This window comes from Acinetobacter genomosp. 33YU, from assembly GCF_001990725.1.
GTDB lineage: Bacteria > Pseudomonadota > Gammaproteobacteria > Pseudomonadales > Moraxellaceae > Acinetobacter > Acinetobacter seifertii.
This window is the reverse complement of record NZ_LFZQ01000009.1, coordinates 360058-379888: the sequence shown is the minus strand read 5'-3', so window position 1 is coordinate 379888 and position 19831 is coordinate 360058. Positions and strand designations below refer to the sequence as shown.

General features: G+C 32.0%; 19 protein-coding genes and 2 pseudogenes. 16 read left to right on the top strand and 5 right to left on the bottom strand.

The features are described 5' to 3' along the window. Position 1: 1 nt before the first annotated feature. The 11 genes and pseudogenes from AC056_RS12150 (at position 2) to AC056_RS12105 (ending at position 9714) form a co-directional block, all read left to right on the top strand. Positions 2–2158, top strand: coding sequence for a LysM peptidoglycan-binding domain-containing protein (locus AC056_RS12150; RefSeq protein ID WP_039252360.1), 2157 nt, complete (start codon positions 2–4; stop codon positions 2156–2158). Positions 2159–2170: 12 nt separating this feature from the next. Further along, positions 2171–2548 carry a lysozyme inhibitor LprI family protein gene (locus AC056_RS12145; RefSeq protein WP_039252358.1) on the top strand — a complete coding sequence of 126 codons (378 nt, stop codon included), beginning with the start codon at positions 2171–2173 and terminating at the stop codon, positions 2546–2548. A gap of 452 nt (positions 2549–3000) precedes the next feature. Further along, positions 3001–3168, top strand: coding sequence for a hypothetical protein (locus AC056_RS19590; RefSeq protein WP_167370371.1), 168 nt, complete (start codon positions 3001–3003; stop codon positions 3166–3168). A gap of 60 nt (positions 3169–3228) precedes the next feature. Next, on the top strand, positions 3229–3708 hold the full coding sequence (locus AC056_RS12140; protein WP_039252357.1) for a hypothetical protein: 480 nt from the start codon (positions 3229–3231) through the stop codon (positions 3706–3708). A 485-nt stretch (positions 3709–4193) separates the two neighbouring features. Next, the gene (locus AC056_RS12135; protein WP_077163740.1) at positions 4194–5075 is read left to right on the top strand and encodes a hypothetical protein; all 882 of its coding nucleotides are present in this window, start codon (positions 4194–4196) and stop codon (positions 5073–5075) included. Between the two features lie 264 nt (positions 5076–5339). After that, positions 5340–5801: a hypothetical protein gene (locus AC056_RS12130; RefSeq protein WP_039255623.1), complete on the top strand. Its 462-nt coding sequence runs from the start codon at positions 5340–5342 to the stop codon at positions 5799–5801. A 68-nt stretch (positions 5802–5869) separates the two neighbouring features. Beyond that, positions 5870–6400, top strand: coding sequence for a hypothetical protein (locus tag AC056_RS12125; protein WP_039255625.1), 531 nt, complete (start codon positions 5870–5872; stop codon positions 6398–6400). Between the two features lie 92 nt (positions 6401–6492). Beyond that, a pseudogene (locus AC056_RS12120) lies at positions 6493–7286 on the top strand (lysozyme inhibitor LprI family protein). A 43-nt stretch (positions 7287–7329) separates the two neighbouring features. After that, positions 7330–8129, top strand: a pseudogene (locus AC056_RS12115) (hypothetical protein). Positions 8130–8247: 118 nt separating this feature from the next. Further along, positions 8248–8973, top strand: coding sequence for an SH3 domain-containing protein (locus tag AC056_RS12110; protein ID WP_077163739.1), 726 nt, complete (start codon positions 8248–8250; stop codon positions 8971–8973). Positions 8974–9042: 69 nt separating this feature from the next. Then, the gene (locus AC056_RS12105; protein WP_077163738.1) at positions 9043–9714 is read left to right on the top strand and encodes a hypothetical protein; all 672 of its coding nucleotides are present in this window, start codon (positions 9043–9045) and stop codon (positions 9712–9714) included. A 109-nt stretch (positions 9715–9823) separates the two neighbouring features. On the opposite strand, the gene AC056_RS12100 is transcribed toward AC056_RS12105, so the two are convergent. After that, positions 9824–10480, bottom strand: coding sequence for a haloacid dehalogenase-like hydrolase (locus AC056_RS12100; RefSeq protein WP_077163737.1), 657 nt, complete (start codon positions 10478–10480; stop codon positions 9824–9826). A gap of 151 nt (positions 10481–10631) precedes the next feature. On the opposite strand from AC056_RS12100, the gene AC056_RS12095 reads away from it, so the two are divergent. Together AC056_RS12095 and AC056_RS12090 are read left to right on the top strand one after the other, a co-directional pair. Continuing rightward, positions 10632–11231, top strand: a complete 600-nt coding sequence (locus AC056_RS12095; protein ID WP_077163736.1) for a hypothetical protein — start codon at positions 10632–10634, stop codon at positions 11229–11231. A 91-nt stretch (positions 11232–11322) separates the two neighbouring features. Further along, positions 11323–11844: a hypothetical protein gene (locus AC056_RS12090; RefSeq protein WP_228144363.1), complete on the top strand. Its 522-nt coding sequence runs from the start codon at positions 11323–11325 to the stop codon at positions 11842–11844. 96 nt (positions 11845–11940) lie between these two features. On the opposite strand, the gene AC056_RS12085 is transcribed toward AC056_RS12090, so the two are convergent. After that, entirely contained in the window at positions 11941–13284 is a 1344-nt protein-coding gene (locus AC056_RS12085) for a hypothetical protein (protein WP_039251962.1), read from the bottom strand. Between the two features lie 212 nt (positions 13285–13496). Between AC056_RS12085 and AC056_RS12080 the strand changes: the two genes are divergently transcribed. Then, complete coding sequence (locus AC056_RS12080; protein WP_077163735.1) at positions 13497–14078, top strand: YqiA/YcfP family alpha/beta fold hydrolase; 582 nt, start codon at positions 13497–13499, stop codon at positions 14076–14078. Between the two features lie 14 nt (positions 14079–14092). After that, positions 14093–15976: a DNA topoisomerase IV subunit B gene (parE, locus tag AC056_RS12075; protein WP_004704878.1), complete on the top strand. Its 1884-nt coding sequence runs from the start codon at positions 14093–14095 to the stop codon at positions 15974–15976. Between the two features lie 117 nt (positions 15977–16093). On the opposite strand, the gene AC056_RS12070 is transcribed toward parE, so the two are convergent. Both AC056_RS12070 and alc read right to left on the bottom strand, forming a co-directional pair. Next, positions 16094–16597, bottom strand: a complete 504-nt coding sequence (locus AC056_RS12070) for an ureidoglycolate lyase (protein WP_077163734.1) — start codon at positions 16595–16597, stop codon at positions 16094–16096. After that, positions 16594–17604: an allantoicase gene (alc, locus tag AC056_RS12065; RefSeq protein WP_077163733.1), complete on the bottom strand. Its 1011-nt coding sequence runs from the start codon at positions 17602–17604 to the stop codon at positions 16594–16596. Before alc ends, AC056_RS12070 begins: the two co-directional genes overlap by 4 nt. 199 nt (positions 17605–17803) lie before the next feature. On the opposite strand from alc, the gene hpxO reads away from it, so the two are divergent. Beyond that, entirely contained in the window at positions 17804–18961 is a 1158-nt protein-coding gene (gene hpxO / locus AC056_RS12060; RefSeq protein WP_004704883.1) for an FAD-dependent urate hydroxylase HpxO, read from the top strand. A gap of 54 nt (positions 18962–19015) precedes the next feature. On the opposite strand, the gene AC056_RS12055 is transcribed toward hpxO, so the two are convergent. Beyond that, positions 19016–19741 (bottom strand): outer membrane protein OmpK, encoded by a 726-nt coding sequence (locus tag AC056_RS12055; RefSeq protein WP_004704884.1) that lies wholly within the window; start codon positions 19739–19741, stop codon positions 19016–19018. Positions 19742–19831 lie beyond the last annotated feature (90 nt).

Below are 19831 nucleotides of genomic sequence, written 5' to 3'. Positions count from 1 at the left end.
AATGAATAAAAAATCATTAGTTACAATCCAAATTTTAGATTTATTTGGCAGCCCAATTTCAAAAGCACAATATGTAGTAAAAAATCAGAGAACTGGAAAAGTTATTGCTGCGGGGCCAACAAATTCATCTGGGTGTATTGTTGAAATCAGCCAAGATAAAGGAACTGCTTTAGATGTATATATTAAAAGTATGTTTAAAGGCTCAATGGTTAAAGTACAAAGTTTTGTAATGTCTAAAGACCGAATGGTTGTAAAAATTACAAGTCCTAAAGTCCTTCTGGATTTAAAAACATTAACGAATCAAGGTAATAATGGACAATATAAAAGGAAAACACATATTGTTAAAAAGGGTGATACGCTTTTTGAAATAGCACAAAAAAATCATACGACCGTTCGAGCACTAGAACGTTTAAATAAAATAGACGATCCCAATAAGATCAGTGTTGGTCAAGTCATTAAATTACCAGTTCATATTCCTGCTTCTGGAAATCATTCACACCAAGACAAACCTAAGCACAAGCACTCAGCTCAATCTACAAATAAATCTACTGCGAGCAGTACAAAAACTACCCCAGCTCCAGCAGCAAAAAGGCCAGCTAATCCTGCTTCTCAAACAAAACAAGAAAATGGGCTTCCAGAAAAAGCACATCAACTTTATGAAGATACTAAAAAAGCACTGAATGAAGCTGCAAGTTCAGTTTCTAAAATTTTGACTATTGATGATCGTAGTCAAGATGGAGGTACTCCTAAAGCAAATACTACAAATATTTGTAAAACCAATCCTCAATGTATTTCCAGTGGTAAAAGTGAGTTAATCAGAGAAGTTAATATTCGCTTAGCAGGTTTTGGTGGAGCATTACCAACAGATGAATTTACAGAACTAACTGCAACATGTATTAAACAATTCCAACGGGATTATATGGGGGTTCCAGATACTGGGAAGATTTGTGGTTCTGTTTTAGCTGCTTTAGATCAATTTTATGATGAATACCCCATTTCTAGCTTCATGGGAAAAGCTGCATGTAATTGTGGTAAGTGTTCTGGTTTTGGAAATGGAAAGATGGGAGTGCGATCAGGTATAAATACTGCTAATGAATATCCGGGTATTCATAGGTCTTTAATTTGGATACTAAAAACCTTAAATTTTTATTTAAAAAATGAGTTTAAAGATAAGAAAATTAATGTGGCATATATAGAATCTGGTTATAGATGCATTGAAAATAATAAGAAACATGAGAGAACATCTGTAAACCATATGGGGCTAGCTCTGGATATACATTTTCATAAAAATGGAGTTAGGACACGAGAATTAAGTGATATGGAATTTATTCGAAAAAATATTATGGCAAAAAAAATGGGAGCATCTGAACAAAGAATCAGAGATAAAATTTATTTAGAACCTAAAGTCTTTAGAAGTGGAGAGGCTGGTGCAAAAACATGGGTACATTTTGATGTTACAGCGTTTTCAAACAAATACCTTAACAATAATTTGTTCAAACAAAAAGTAGAGTCTCTTAATGGTGTTAAGCTCTTGACTTTAATAAAAGAAAATTCTTTAAATTCTATATTAAATTGCTCAGGTCAAATTCCTACGAATAATAAACCTTCTGTAGAGACCACAGGAACTGTTTTGGAATTAACAAAGCAGGATTTAGATGACTTATTAAAAGCTGCAGCTACAGAAGTACATATATTCAAAAATAATGAAGATATGACGTACCAGCAAATGGGCGGAGTTGTTGAAACTATGTTAAATAGAAGAATGACTGGTAGAAATAAATGGTCTACTATCAGAAAAGTTTTAAATGAACAATGGGCTTTCTCTGATATTAACTCCACTCGTCCTACAGCTTATGGTAGTGTACAAAATGTACCTTGGTCTAGAGTAACGGATGCTCATAGAAAAGCTTTTAATAAATATATTAATGACAGAGTTAATGGCAAACCTTCTATTATTGGTAGTGAATTAAATTACGCAAATCCTACCCAATTACAAGAAGCTAGCCAAAGTACTAAAAAATGGGTTGCAGATGTAGTAAATCAAGCAAAAAAAACAGGTTATATCTTTGGTAGAGGTGATTTCATACATTATCATGGTACAACATCAGATATGAAGCCGCATAAACCTGCTTCATTTAAAATTAAGATTGTAAACTAAGAGTCAAAAGAGATGAAAAAACAAAGTTTAATAATTACTTCTGTTATTACTATGATTTGCGGATGTAGTGTAATAGCCAAACCCGTATCTACATGTAAAACAGACTTTGATAATCTAAGTTGTATTAGAAGTGCATCAAGTTCAACTAATTCTGAAATGAAAAGAATACTAGAAAATTTATATAAGTCAGTAGATAATGTTAGTGAATTAAAAGCTTCACAAATAAAATGGGCACAATATAAAAATACATATTGCAAAGAATTTATGGGAAAAGAAGCAGCTAATGCTCAAGGCGATGGAGCAGAGACAGTTATAGAATCTTGTTTACTAAACAGTGATAAAAGTAGATTGTTAGAATTGAAATCTTTAAATAAAATGTATTCAAATTGATGTGTTCTTATAGAAATTTGAAACTATAATCCAAGTTTAGATGAGTACATAATAAAATATACTAATAATATCTTATTGAAGTTATTTTAATTAGTAGATTTTTTGTGTACTATCATTAATTATAAATTATAGCTAAAATATATGACTAAAGATAATTGTTTTTAAGATAAAATAAAAAAGTATTTTTGAAATCTAGTAATTAAGTAGTAGATCTTCTTTTTTTAATTAATAAAAATTAATATAAAGGTATTTGATATTTTTAAAGCTAATATGACTAAAACTAAATTAAGGGTATGGGAGATAGTGTGGAGAATGTATGAATACTGATATTGATTTTCTAAAATTACTAGACCAAAGATTCTGAATTGATATATGAGCTTTGAAAATATGTGTATGTCACATGTAAGAAAAAATTAAAAATTTTGTTAATAGTTATTTTATAGAGTGGATTAATGGAAAAATCAATTATTGGAGAGAATTTAAAATATATAAATAAATATTATTCAGATGAAAAGAATAGAAAAGCTTGGGTAGATAAATTTCATAACAAGGCAGTGAAAAATGGTATGATACTTGATACAGGTAAAGCTATACATGCCACGAAAAGGTTTAAGAGTTAAGAGATAAAATGCCCAAACCGTTTAAAATTGTTCTACCTTATGGTTTTAAAGGAATTTAATATGTTTAAAAAGTATGTGTTTTATACAGGTTGGTTATTAGCAACCTTGAGTTTAAGTGTATCAGCATGTGCAGACAATTCAAAAGTTAAGAAAAGTGACAAAAATATTCATGGTTTAGAATTAACATATTTACCATATAACTCCAATGATCATCTTAAATGCATCATGACAAATGAAGCAAATAGTTGTTCTAAAGTTAACTTAGTAAAATCATCTAATTTAACTAAATACTATTCGTTTATTTCACCAGCATATGGAGATAGCGTTGTATTACCTGAAACAGATGATAGTAAACAAATAATTGTTTCTCCTTTTGAAGACAATGAATATGAAGGCCCCCAGTTAGAAATTTCTATTATCAATGCTTTTGGCGTGGTGGAACAAAAAACTATATCTGCAAAAAAAAATGTAGTAATCGATAAAAACTATAATTTAATTTATAAAGATGGTAATAAAGAAAAAATATTAAAATTAAAGTAAAATATTAAAAATTAATATAAAATATAAATTTCAAAAAATAAATGATTGATAAAAACAGTAACTTTTTACTGTTTTTTATTATTTTTATTTTTTGAATTTGAAAATTTGGTGTTTAGTCTTCTCCTAAAATAAAATTAATCATAAAGATGGTTTAATGAACTTTTTAAAATTAAAATAATTTAAAAGATAAATTATAGAATTTTATCTATTTAATATTGAGAGGCTAACTATTTTGACTCTTAAATTTTGTAGATTTATTATTAGTTTGATTGTCTTTGTAAAGCAATTTAAATGTTGAATTGAAATATAAAAGGTGTCAATAGCTTAAAAATTATTAAAGAGAATGATGGTTTTCTTTCAGATTGAACAAAATATTTTTATAAAAGTAAGGCCAATCATGCAAATATGGGTTCTACAAAAATGGTTAAAGAAATTTTTGAAAAAATTTTGAAATAACATAAGCAACATCAAAAGTGAGAGGAACAGTGAAAAGACTAATATACGTATTATTATCTGCAATAGGCCTTACAGTAGGTTGTAATGCTAAATCAGTAGAGCCAAAAAACCTGAAGACTATTAAAGTTGAGCCTTGTGGTTTTGATTATGATGTAGATAACTATTATTGTAAAAAAGATAAACTGAAAATTTTTGAAAATAATATTGGTATGCAGCCAGATTTTAACAAAGATTATTCTGTAATAAAGATTGAGGATGGTAAATATTATAGATTGGCTGTATTAAACCAAAAAAATTATGTGGTTTATCCTCTAAATTATCAAATAAGTAAAACTAAAGCTAACTTTAATTATTCTGTTGAAAAAGATGAATTGTGTGTAGCTGGAGATTTATACTCTTATAGAGATACATATTTAAATTCAAAAGCATGTTTTAAAATTATTGATGATGCTTTTGTAAAGGTTAGTATTGTAGAAAATATAAATCAAAAAAATAATAATAAGTCATTAGTTTATTTAAAAACTCCAATTTCTTCAGATTTTTTCTCCAAATGTAACGAGAAAAACTCAGCTAAGAAATGCACGCAACTTGAAAATTCTAATAATCGAGCTTATTCTTTCTCTGAATTAGAAAAAATATCTCCTGATTTTATAAATGTACTTAATGACACAAAAGTGGATTCGTTAAATGTAAATACATTTAGATTCCTTCCTCAATTCAAAGATAGCTTTTATTCTATTGCTGAAAAATATATTGATACAGATGAAAGTTCTAGTTCTGAATTTTATTTAATAAAAATAAAGCCTGATTTAAAAGTGGAAAAAATAGGAGATTACTACTCAATTGATAGTTCAGGCATAATAAGTTATAGAGATAAAAATGGTAAAATTTTAAAGAAAAATTTAAAATAAAAAAAGGACTTAAATTAGACTAATATATAATTTGATTGTACCCCAATAGTTGGGGTACAGAGAGAAATTTTTAATGAACCTTTTGAAAAATTAGTAATATTTTTTATTGTTACATAAATATCAAAGTATTTTTCACAAGGAAGATATTTAAATATCAAATGCTTTCCCTATTAGTTTCAAAAAAATGTAAATGAAAAATAAAAATGTTGCGAAGTTTTTTATAATTTTTTCTTGTAAAATAGGCTATCAGCTTAGGTATAATTTATGAAATACAAATTATTTACATTTATTTTTCTATCCTTTTTCTTTAGTGTTACAAATGCAAGTAACGATGAGAAATGTTTTGAAGACTCAAAAAGTTTAATCACAAACTTATATAAAAATTATCCTGTAGATGGAAATAAAATTATTGAGAGTGCTGATAGAAAAACTATTTCTAGGTTTTTTTCTAACCAATTAACGAATATGTTAGTAAAAGATTATGAGTGTAGTCGTAGTTTAAATGGAGTGTGTAATATAGATTTTAATATTTTAAGTAATGCGCAAGATGACATTGGTAAATTTAGCATACTACAAGCAACAGATAATATAGTTACGGTTAAATTTGATACACCTACACACGGTGAGTTTATTGATTTTTTGATAGAAAATAAAGGAAAATGTAAACTTATTAAGAATATAAAATATGATAATAATACCAATTTGATTAAGATCTTGCAGCAATAATATTTTTTATTTATTGAAGTTTTTTAGAAGCTAATGAACTAATTATAAATTATTTTGAGAAATATAGGATGAAATGCATTAAAAAAGCTTTGCTCATATCTTTTATCGTTAGTCTCACATCAAATTATACTTTTTCTAAGACTAATGATAAAAATATTGAATATACATTTATTACACATGAAAGTATTACTCAATGCAAATTTGAACAAGGATATATTGATTTTTGTTCAAATGAAAATTTAAAACTTTACAATGATGCATTAAATAAAAAAGAGAATTTTGCTCAAAATAAAATTGCTTTAATCCTTAAAAAAGATAGAGATACTGGAAAGGGGGTACCTAGAAAAGTTAAATATTTTATTGTAATAGACCCTAAAACTAAAAAGGTATACCCACTTGAGCAATCTATAGGATATTTTGTTAATGATCGATTAGAAGAAATAGCATCAGAACCACCTACTATTAAATTTAGTCAAAATAGTAATAGAGTTTGTTTATCTGGAACAACTTTTTTATATAAAGATAATAATATAAATGTTAAAAATGAATGTTATGTTTTTGATATAAATGATCATAAATATTTTAAGAAATATAAGTAAGGTACTTATCAATAGAAAATAATATTTAGTTAGTAATATTACTAATGTGGTGTAAAATCAAGGCTAAGTATGAATGAGAATTTTAAAATAGTATGATTCTATTTTATAAAATACTAATTTATTTAATTTTAGTTTCATCAAAGGTAAGTATCGTGAAAACTGATTTAACCAAAGTTTATAATATTGTATTAATCTTTAGTGTATGTATCTACTCAAATGCTGCGGATTATAAACCACAACGGTTAGACGAGAAAAAATATATATTAATAGTGAGCATGATCTGAATAATATATATTCCGATATAAAAGACTACATCAGTGATAATAAAAATGAAGTTAAGTATCTTGTTGATACTCAACGTTCTTGGTTGAAAAACAGAAATTTAAAATGTAATTTTAATGGGAAAGAAGAAAATAGTGAAAACTATAAATGTCTAAGTGATTTTAATTATTCTAAAATAAAAGATTTGAAAAATTTATATTTAGACTTTGATAGTTTAGAAGGAAAACTAATAAAGCCATTTAAATATACAAATGGTATAATGAAAGAGTTAGAAACAGGAGGATGTTATTGTAATGAAAATACAATTAAAGTTTTAAAAGACAAAATTTATATATATCAAGCTTGTGATCAAGGATTAAAGGAGCCACGTATATATAATATTGTTGGTAAGAAAAAAGATGAATTTTTTATAGAATATCAAATTGATACGAATAATAATAAAGTTCCGGAATATAATTTGACATTCGTTACTAATGGTAAAAATGTTTGGAATATAGTTCCTAAAATCTTAAGAAGAGAAGATTTGATAAATTTAAATTTTGCAATTAATTATACAACAGATAATAATCTTAAAGAGACGAGACTAGCATGTTCAATTAACTGATATAAATTTAAAGACTAATATTTTTGTAAACTGAGAAAACTGTATGTTTAAATTTTTTTTAATTGGTATATTAGCTTGGGCTAATGCTGCTAATGCTGAGTTTAATATAGAAACTAATCAAGATCAGCCAGTAAATATCAAATTAGGATATCAGCGTGTTTTAAATTCTTCCTTTATATATACTGATGTCAGCAAAAATATAGATTTGAAAAAAATATCGTTACTGTTCCATATGGTGAAGTTATACTATTACTAGATCCAGTTTTGAATAATAATAATGAGATAAAAGGAAAGGATTATTACTTTATAAGCTATCAACCTAAAATTCTATTTGGGGAAAGTCAGTATAGGCTTCCATTTGTTATTTCAGATGTTGGTGCAATTGGTACTAGTATTATTTATAATGATAATAATATTTCTATTTTTACAATTGAAAGTTATACAAATCCTGTGTCCAATAATAATTCAAAAAAAATTAAAAGTGATATATATGTATTTAATAAAAAAAGTTTAGGAATATATAATCCATCATTTTTATCAATAAATGTTAAATTAAGAAGTTTAAATGATGCTTCAATGAAATTTACAGAATTATCATCCATAAAGTATAATAAAAATGATAAGTCCTATCAAATAGTATATGACTTTCAAGAAGTAAGTGAAGATTTTACTTCAACTGGAAAAGTTAATTATGAGAAGTTTCCAATTCAATATTCTTTTTCCTTGATTCCTGATAAAAATAAACCTTTTTTAATTAAAGATATTATTGAAAAGAGAAAGGGTGATAAAAATATTGTTTCGAAAATTGAAAATAATGATATGTATTCATTTTTTTTAAAATAGAAATATTTTAATATAAATATATTTTTGTAAGCAGTAATAAATTAATATAATTTTTTTAATGCCTGTAAGTAATTGGTAATATTGAGAATATTTTCTTATTAATAAAGGTTAATATCGAATGACTAAATATCTTAAATTTATAGTTTTTACCTCTTTCATGATTGGATTTATTGAGACTTCATATGCTGATTTTGGTTTTATTCAAGATAAAGATGGGTATGTGAATGTAAGGGAAAATCCAAGTTTAAGTTCGAAAGTTACAACCAAATTAAATAATAATGAAATTGTTTCTTGTGTGATGGATGAAGAGACTAATAATTTTTGTTTAGTTAATGCAAGTAATGGTGTAACAGGGTTTGTCTATAGAAATAGAATAAATAATTTTAGTGGTTATACTTCTATTAAACTATCTCAATATTCTAGAGAAAAAGCTGTTTATAATGATAAGAATATAATAGTAGAAGTGTATGCAAAAAAAGCTATTTCAGATCCTAAACTTTATAAGACTTTTAAAGATGAATATAAATACTTTAATGATAAAAAATTCTTTGGTACAGATGGTAGTCTACCTGACAATAATTTTTTACAACTTGATAAAATTATTGTTAAAGAAAAAGATAACAGAATGGAAATCAGTAGAATTGAGCTCGAGCAATATTTTTTCCCTAAAGATGGTGTCGATGGGGGCAGGAACGAGCTTGCTGATTTTAAAATATATTATTTAAATAATAATATTTATATTTTAAATACTTTTAATAATGGTGGTGCAGCAGCTTACAATATTGTTTTAAATGTAAAAAATGGAAAAGTAGTTGCTAATAAAGCTTGGAAAGTTGAAATTTGATAAAATTCATATAGTAAAGTTATGAATGGCTATAAATATTAATTTTATTAGTGATGCGAGAAAATACGAGTGATTTATAAAAAATTAATTTTTGTATGTTTATTAGGTTTAAACGTATGTACTATTCAATATCTGATTGAAGGAGCTTATGCAAATTCTTTTGAAATAAAGAAAGTAAATAATAACCAATTTATTGAATCTACTGAAAAAATTAGAAAAATAAAAAAGAGTTTAGATAATAAAATTTATTTATTATTAGATTCTGATGAGGGTTGTATAGTAAGTGAAAAACCTCTTAATAAGGATATCGTAATTATCTATAAAGAGGACGAAAAATTTAAATATGATATTGTGAATCCAATATTGAAAAAAGATAGTAGTGATTGTGTTTCAGAATTAGCTTTTGTTACAGATGAGCCTAATTATTTTTATAATATTAATAAAAGAAGTAAGGAGTTAGTTCGTGGTTATGGTTTTGAATTAAATAAGGATCAGATTCTATATAAAAATAATAAAATTAGAGGAGTTGATTTGATAGGCAATGGAATCCCTAATATTGTAACTGAATGTTTTTCAAATGAAGGTGCTCATTTTAATATTTTGGGAGGGCATAATAATGAAGAAAAATTATTACATCGTTATACCTACCTAGATATGAATTTACAAGCCTCATGTACTGAAAATGAAGAAATATATAGTAAAGGTTTGTTGGATTTAAGAAATAAGTATAAAGATTATTAGCAAGATTTGAGTAATATAGGCACTTTTATTGATAAAAGTGCCTATGTTAGCCTATACCATTTTTATTTAGTTGTTAGATGGTTATATAAACTATATTTATATCATAACTTTAAACCCAATTTAATATTTTTAAATTGTTGATTTTAATATTTTTAATTTTGTTGTTATCCCCGTTAATTAAATAGGGCAGTTTAGCGCCAATCAAAATAGGTAAGTCATCTTCAATGTCATCACTGTATGTTGCAAACCAAGGTTGTTTGATATCAAGCTTATTCAATCTTCTTACTTTTTCTTCTGACCTGCAATGTATCCCACTTATCCATCCCCCCAGCTTGTTTTGTAGAGGAGTACCAATAATTCGTACATCTAGATTGATAGACTCGAGTAAAACATTCGCTAACTTTTCTGGTGCAGCCGTGGCAATAAACACAATTCTTCCATTGTCTAAATGATCTTTAACTTCGGCTATACCTTGCTCAAACCAATATAATGAACCGGAAGTAATTACATTGATATTCTTAGAGAAATTTTTAAAGCTGTATTCTAATTCTTCTTCGTTCAAGCTATACGTTGCAATCCATAAATACAATGAAGCACCTTTAGATTTATATTTCTTAAATTTCATAAGAGGTAAAGCGATGGGCGTAACAATAAGTGCAGCGATAAATCTAAAAATATTAGATTTCAATTTATCTGTTAACCATGCCTTTGTAGAGTCACCCGATAGTAATGTTCCATCTAAGTCAAAAACAACAATTTCTTTCATGTACTTCTCTAAATTGAATAGTAATGATTTTACTAATATCTAAATGGGTGTTTTTTAATCTTGTTTAAATTGGCAATTAATAAGAGTTTCCTATAATATAACCAACTATTTATAAGAATTTTGAAAATATATTGAATATAGAGTTTAATAAATGAAAACTGCCTCCTTTATCTTTCTGAGCTTTAGCCTTTTAGTGTGCTCAAATATATCGAATGCTGCATTTTATTCGTATAAGTATTGTACTATTCAGAATAAATGTAAAGAACTGAAATACACATTGAATCAGGGGAGTTATGTTTTACATGCATATGAACCTCCTGTCGATGAGTTCTATATTAAAATAAAAGATGATAAATATTATGTGATATATAAAAATATCTTTATGGAAGGTGTTGAAGTAGGCTGGGCACAAATGAAAGTAATTACTAATAATGAAAATAAGCTGGTTATGGAAACTAATAAGATATTTCAGACTTTAGGAAATTATAATTCTATAGGTGATGGTGATAATTTTGAGTACATTCCATCAAAAAATTATAGAAGTAATATGTATGTGCTTAATGACTTCTATGATCGATATTCTTTTAGACAATATCAAAAATTAACTTTTATAAAGAAAAATAAGCAACTTTTACTTGATTGTAAGAGCTATATGCAAGATCTAGATCCAAAAAATAATCTTTCTGGGATGTTCTATGGTGTTTGTACTGATAAGGAAAAAGTTTATTTTAAAGAAATTCCAGAATTATAATTTAGATTTTTTTGTAATATTAATTCTTTAACTCTATGTCAAGAGTCATAAGTTTTTAACCTTTATAAATTAGATAGTATAAGCGTTTGATATGAAACTAACATTTATCATTATATTTGGCTGTATAAGTATGCACAGTTATTGTGCTGTAAATTTGGATAGAAAAAATTATTTAGACTTTAACTCAATAAATTTAAAAGATAAATCTTATATTATTGATAATAAATACTCTGATATTAATTTTTCGTCAAAAGGTATAGCAAAAGATCAAATGGGAAGCTGTACAACGTTTTCAGATTTTAATAATAGTATTTCATATACTCTTAATAATCAGAAGTTGGTTGAAGTATTGATTGGAAGTGAAAATAAAAGTATATACACATCAAAAAATATACGAAATGGTATGGGTGTTGAAAATATATACAAAAACTATAAGGGTTATAATATTAAAAAAATGAAAAGTGATGGAGCTGGAGATTCACAAAATGATTATACTTACATAGTGACTGATAATTTACAGAAAAATAATAGTTTAATTTTTGATGCTGTACATGGGAAAATACAAGGAATACATTTAGGGAAAAAAGGATTTGATCTATCTGATTGTGAGTAATATTACTTATACCTGATTTTATGTGTTGATAAGATCAGGTACAAATTAGTGATAGATTATTTTAAATAGTTTTTATATTCATAAATTGGGTTCTATTTACGTCTCTACAATTCCTTCTAAATCTTCGAGCGTATAGTTCGGCATATCAATAATATGGGTTTGAATACCTTCTTGCACATAATCATTTACATGAGGATATAACCAGCGAGTAATCTGTTCGGCTACACTTGAGTGATACTGAATTTCAAAATGGTTTAAGCCATAAAAAACTGCTTTATGTGAATCTGGAACTTTAAGCTGAAAACGTGGATTTGGATGTTCGCCAAGTGCGCTTTTCACACTCACTAAGTAATCGCCAATCACGGTAAGCGCTTTATTACGCACCTTTTCAAACTCGAGTGTTCCTGCCACTAAAAAGGTATTGATATGAGAAGGTAGAGGAGCTGGAGCACGGTTGTCATCCATCATGCCAATACGGGCATCCATATATTCCCAGTCATCGTCACGAACGCTGCCGTGGCGTAGGTCTAAAATGCCATTACTACGAATATTGACTAACTGACCCAGTAACCCAACAAATGGGAATGCCCCGAGCTTATCTTGTATAGCAAAGCCAAAGCGCTCTAGTACTGCACCATGGTGTGGAGAACCAATACAGACTAAGTTCTCGACCATATGAATCCATTGGTACATATTCTGTTTGCCGTAAAACAGCGCGCTACGGGAAACCAGCCCACCCATACTATGACCAATGATATCAATACTGGTAATTCTTGGATTACGTTGTACCAAATCTTCTAATAAATTTGAAAAACTACGGCCATTGGCTGAAATGCGGCGACCTGTGTTGTAGTTTAAATACAGCATGGTGTTGTGATCACGCTGCGCGAGCAGACGCTCACCAATACCGCCATAGTGTGCATTTGACCAAGTCAGGTGGTTCATACATAGACCATGAGCCAAAATCACAATACGGCCTGCAAGTTCGCCTTGCTGGATTGCACCGTAGTGGTCGTATAGCACCATGGGTAAGGCAAGTGGACTATGTTGTTTAAGTAAATAGTCTCCAAAAATTCCATTTAAAATGCCCACCAAAAAATGTTGGCTCGGGGTGAGTGGTTTTTCGTGAAGTGTGGGATATTTTTCAATTATGTGACGTAAACTTGGCGCTAAAAAATGGCTACCATATTTTTGTAAAGCGCCATAAGAAAATTGATATAGCTTTTGCACAAATGGTCGTTTTTGAAAGTTTTTTGCATTTTGGGCACTAATACCAAAAGCATTTTTTAATACTTCAATATTAATGACTTGTATTAATTCATGTACACCATTTAAGCTGGTGCTGAACAGTTGAGCTAAACCTTCTAGTACGTCGGCCTGACTCGGTGGCGTACGATCCCATTTACAATAAGTTTCATGTAACGGTGTTAAGCTCGGCATATCTTTTCCCCATTTACGTTATAACCGACGTTTTAAGCTGTACTTTTTATCAACGGCAGCTAACGTTTCCATCTTAGTAGTTTAAATAACACATGTTTTTAAAATACTGATGAATGGTAAGTTGAATCGTTTTTCTTGTCTGACAATAGTGTTTTTATATACAAACTGAGAACAAAAATGTGAGTTTATTCTCAATTTAAGAGGGAAAATATATGAATATTATCTACCTCCATGGCTTTAAGAGCAGCTCTTCTTCGATTAAAGGGCTGAGCCTTAAGCAATATTGTAGCGAATTGGGCATAAATGTACATTTGCCAGATTTAAATAGATCTCCAGATCAGGTTGTAGCGCAAGTTTCAGAGCTGATCGAGTCTTTACAAGATGTGGCTTTAGTCGGCAGTAGCCTTGGCGGGTTTTTTGCGACATATTTTGTCGCGAAATATAATGTTCCGGCTGTACTGATTAACCCTGCTATGCAACCATGGAAGCTGTTTGATGAGCTCTTCCAAGTTGAAAGTATGCCTTATAAGGTGAATGATCAATGGTCAATTGATCATGTTCAGTTACGACAGTTAGAACAACTGGAACTGAAACAACCTGAAAATGCCGACAAAATACTCGTCTTACTGCAACAAGGCGACGAAATTTTGGATTATCGTCAAGCACAACGCTATTATAGTGCTGCAACACCATCCTCATTGATTTTGACGGATGCTCATGGCAATCATGCCATGGAAGATTTTGAAGAAAAATTACCGTTAGTGATCGAATTCTTTGCGCACACCATCAAATAAGGAAAACGTACAACGTGACACAATATACGGCTCAATCGCTTGAAGTCCTTTCTGGTTTAGACCCTGTTCGTCGTCGTCCGGGAATGTATACCGATACGACTCGACCTAACCATTTAGCCCAAGAAGTTATTGATAATGCTGTCGATGAAGCATTAGCTGGTCATGCCGACAAAATCTGTGTCACGGTTTATAAAGATGGTTCATTGTCGGTTGAAGATAATGGCCGTGGTATGCCAGTCGATATTCACCCTGAATATGGCCAAAGTGGTATCGAAATCATTTTAACCAAGCTCCACGCAGGTGGTAAATTCAGTACCGATAACTACCAGTTTTCAGGTGGTTTGCATGGTGTGGGGATTTCAGTTGTAAACGCTTTATCAACACGTGTTGAGGTCGAAGTTCAACGTCAGGGTAATTTATACCAGATGGCTTTTGAGCAAGGTGAACCTGTTGCGCCTTTAGCAGTGCTAGAAGGCAAAGCACCAAAACGTGCGACTGGTACAACGGTACATTTTTGGCCTGAAGCTAAATATTTTGATAGTCCAAAATTTGCGTTAAAAGCACTCAAACATAATTTAAAAGCGAAAGCTGTTTTAGCAGCTGGTTTAAAAATTATTTATATCGATCAAATTAATGATGAAAAAATTGAATGGCAGTTTGAAAATGGCCTCGTCGATTATTTGATGGATGAATTACAAGACCGCGAAATTTTGCCAAACCCTGCATTTGTAAGTAGTGGACAAGCAGACCGCGCAGCCTGTGAGTTTGCGATTTGCTGGAATGTAGAAGGCGGTGAGCAGGTTCAAGAAAGTTACGTCAACTTGATTCCAACTGCACAAGGCGGTACGCATGTGAACGGTTTACGTTCAGGCGTGACTGAGGCGTTACGTGAGTTCTGTGAATTGCGTAACTTGTTACCGCGTAATCTTAAACTTTCGGCAGAAGATGTTTGGGATGGCGTGAACTATATCTTGTCGCTCAAGTTTCAAGAGCCACAATTCTCAGGTCAAACCAAAGAGCGTCTTTCGAGTCGTGAAGCATCAAATATTGTTTTAAATATTGCTAAAGATGCCTTTGCGCTCTGGCTCAACCAACATGCTGAAATTGCTATGCAACTGGCGGAAATGGCGATTTCTAAAGCAGGTCGTCGTTTAAAAGCAGCCAAGAAAGTCGAGCGTAAAAAGATTGTTTCTGGCCCAGCTTTACCGGGTAAATTGGCAGACTGTGTTGGTCAAACGCGTGAAGAAAGTGAGTTATTCATTGTCGAAGGTGACTCTGCGGGCGGTAGTGCCAAGCAAGCGCGTGATAAAAACTTTCAGGCCATCATGCCAATTCGTGGGAAAATCTTAAATACATGGGAAGTTTCTTCAGATGAAGTACTCGCTTCTCAAGAAGTTCACGACATTGCGATTGCGATTGGTGTAGATCCGGGTAGTGATGATTTGTCAGAACTACGCTATGGCAAAATCTGTATTTTGGCCGATGCCGACTCGGACGGTTTACATATTGCGACTTTGCTTTGTGCCTTATTCGTTAAGCACTTTCCTGCATTGGTGGAAGAAGGTCATTTATTTGTAGCAATGCCACCACTGTTCCGTATCGATATTGGTAAAGATGTCCATTACGCACTCGATGATGATGAACTTGAAACCATTTTGAAAAATGTTAAAGGCAATAAGAATCCTCAAATTACTCGATTCAAGGGGCTGGGTGAGATGAACGCGATTCAGCTTCGCGAAACAACCATGGATCCTAACACTCGTCGTTTAGTACAGCTTGATCTGGATGATGCACATTTAACAGCTGGTTTACTCGACAAATTGCTTGCGAAAAAACGTTCCGCAGATCGTAAGCAGTGGCTTGAGCAGAAGGGTAACTTAGCCGATATCACTGTTTAAAATAAAATTAAAAAAATCCCCGCTCAATAGGCGGGGATTTTTATTTTAGCGACAGATAATTCGATGTATTTATATAATTAATTTAAAACAGACAAGTCTGTATAAATTACTCTTTATTTAAAACCCAATTTCTATAGATTGTGGAAACTGAAAAACATCACAATTTGCTCCACTTCCGATGCGATCTACTACTGCAAAATCACTCGGCGCTTCAAAGGTAAGCAAAGGATGATGCCATGTGCCTGCCCGATAATTGATACTTTGCTTTCCATTTGAAACGAAAGCACAGAGCTTGGAAATATCGGGAGTGTTTTCATCTAAAGCGGGTGCGACAATAATTAAAAACTTTTGTTGCTGTAATGGAATAAATGCCTGAGAGCCTTTCGGATGACGCTCTAGCATTGAAATTTCCAGAGGTAGCACACTGGCCTTAATATTACGGAAAATACTAATTCCTGCCTTTGCTTCACCTTCAATTTCAGTTTCAACGAGCGCATGGTAGCGCTCGGTGTGAGCATCATTAATATGAAAAAAGTCATGCCCGTCGCAACAAATGACTTCTCCGAAGGGCTGAAAGTTTTCAATAGTTAAGGGCTGAATTTGAACAGTATTCATGATCATGATTTAGCAATTTTCCCCCATAAACGAACACGGCTAATACCACCGTCTGGAATCATGTTAATGCGAATATGAGAGATCTTTTCATGCTGTAAAATCTCACTCACATATTCATGAATATGATCCATTTGCATCGGTTGAGCTTCAAGTAAATAAGACCAGAACATACTTTGTGGAATTAACTGTGCATCGGTTGCATTTTCAAGGTAAACCGCTTGTATAGATACTTGTGCAGGGAAGTTCCCTTTAAAATGAGCGGTATCAATTTCAAGCTTTTCAATTTTTCCGCTTTTACCCAACGCAAGAATACACCAGTCATAACCCGGTGCGCGGCGGCGTTTGGTTTCCCAACCATCGCCCATGTTGATACCACGACCAGGGTTAATCAAATTACGTGGGTGTCCAAAGTGCGCATCGCTATAGGCAATTACGCGACCACCATTTTCAAGTGCTAATAAATCAAGCGTTTGCTCACTATCAGTCACCTGAATGTGAACATCTCCATAAACACGCAAACGAGCAACACCGCCATCTGGGAAAATATTGAGGCGTATATGGGTAAAAAGTGCATCATTATTGACCATAAAAATATGATGTTGACTTGGCCCTAGCTCAGTATTTTCTAGAACATTCTCCCATTTTGCACCTGTTAGGTCTCCATTTGGTGCATAACACGCTTCTAATGAGGCAGATGCTGGATAGTTTCCTGTAAAAAAGCTGGTGTCGATATCAAGTGCGGTGATTTTTCCACTCACTCCTAGCTTCACAATACACCAGTCATATCCCGCGTGACGCTTACGGCGCGTTTCCCAACCGTCCATCCATTTACCGTTGTCATCAAATTTATCTTCAACAAAAATAGGTGCTTCAAATTGCAGCATACGCTTTGCTTCTGCAAAGAAATCATCTGAACACTCAATGACTTGTGCACCAATTCGGACATCTGCCAAATTGGTTTTGGTATTCAAAATTTCAGGAAGTTCAAAAGCTGGGGCGTGTAGAGTTGCCATAATGGGGTATCCGTATTTCTTGTTAAAAACATGATTTTTCATTTAAAACTATCAACATACAGAGCACGTTGAGACGAGTTTTATACTTAAATATATAAGCATGGGGCATGCCAGTTTTGTGGAAAAGCTAAATAAATTTTGAACGATGGCATGTTTTTAGCATAAGCACCCTATAGGTGAATATCTATAGGAGAGTGTTATGAATGTGGTGATTATTGGTGCGGGAATGGGAGGTCTAACCACAGGCATTGCATTAAAAAAATTTGGTCACCAAGTTCGTATTTTTGAGCAAACTGAAAAGATTCTTCCAGTCGGCGCTGCTATTTCGTTGTGGTCAAATGGTGTGAAATGTCTGAACTATCTCGGATTAACTGACAAAATCGCCAAACTTGGCGGACAAATGGACGACTTGGCCTATGTCGATGGTTTAACTGGAGATGTGATGACACAATTCAGTTTACTGCCATTAATTGAAGAAGTAGGACAGCGCCCATATCCGGTTGCACGTGCCGATTTACAAAATATGCTGATGGATGAGTTTGGCCGAGACCAGATTTATCTAGGCAAAAAAATGGTGAGCCTTGAAGACAAGACTGATTATGTCGAAGTACATTTTGCAGATGGCAGTTCAACACAAGCTGACTTACTGATTGGGGCGGATGGTACTCATTCAATGACTCGTGCCTATGTGTTGGGTCAGCAAGTACAGCGCCGTTATGCTGGTTATGTAAACTGGAATGGTTTGGTTGAGATTTCTGAAGATTTAGCGCCAGCTCAGCAATGGACGACTTATGTCGGAGAAGGTAAGCGTGCCTCTCTGATGCCCGTCGCAGATGGTAAGTTCTATTTCTTTTTAGATGTGCCTTTGCCAGCAGGCTTAGAGAATAATCGGGATGAATATAAAAAACTTTTAAAACAATATTTTGCTGATTGGTGCCAGCCTGTACAGCAACTCATTGAACGCTTAGACCCACAAAAGACCAATCGGGTAGAAATCCATGATATTGAACCGTTTGCCCAATTTTATAAGGGTCGCGTGGTGATCTTAGGCGATGCTGCACACAGCACCACACCTGATATTGGACAAGGTGGCTGCCAAGCCATGGAAGATGCGATTTATTTAGCGCGTTCTTTGCAAATAAATACTTTGGGTCTAGAGGACGCTTTACGTCGTTATCAAAACAAGCGTAATGAACGGGCCAATGAGTTGGTTCTTCGTGCCCGTAAACGTTGTGATGTAACCCATATGAAAGATGAAACTGTGACCCAAGCTTGGTATGCAGAATTACGCCGTGAACAAGGCGGACATATTATGCAGGGGATTATTAGTAATATTGTGGGTAATCCACTCGACTAAAACAAAAACAGCAAGGATTTTTTCCTTGCTGTTTTAAGCTTCTAAATAAAAATTTTAGAAGTGGTATTTAACCAAAGCACTCACGTTATTTTCATCTCGGCCTTGTAGACCAAATTTATTATTCCATACAGAGTGTTCAATACCGAGGTATAGACGTGTGTCAGGAGAAATGTGTTTACCTACATTCCATTTCCACTGAGTTGTCCAGTTTAACTCGCTGGCATGGTCACCTTCAGCAGTTGACCAATCTAGGAAGCCATCAACTAAGAATTCTTCCGATGCAATGTTAAATGGAATACCATAAACGAAAGTCATTTGATAATCGTCGTCAGTTTTCTCATTATTTGCACGGTAGAAGTTTAAATTCGCATATTTAAAATATGGAATATCTAAATCAACAGCAAAACCATATAAGAAGTTATCAAAGTTATTGCCGTTTTCGCTGTTACTTTCCCAAGTGGTACTAATGAGCACATCTTTAATTGGGCCATAAGCCAATTTTTTGCCAGATACTTCGCCCAAGCTTAAACGTGGTGATAACTCAAAATATGTACTTTTATGATCGTCTTCACCGCGCATACGGTCCATGAAGAAAAACACATCAGCATATTTAACTTTTGCAGCATATTCCAAAGTAATCGTAGTTTCTTTGTTGTCTACAACTTCATAGTTTTCACCATAAAGTCCAGTCACACTAAAATCTTGCCAAATTGGTTTTGCCTGAACCATGGCAGTTGCAGATAACAAGGCACAAGTCGCCGCAAGTTGCTTTAATTGCATTTAAATGATCTCCCCCCAAATAAAGCACGCTAAGGATACAGGGTCTTAAGCAAAAATGAAGCCAAATTTGATCAACGGTTAAAAAAAGGC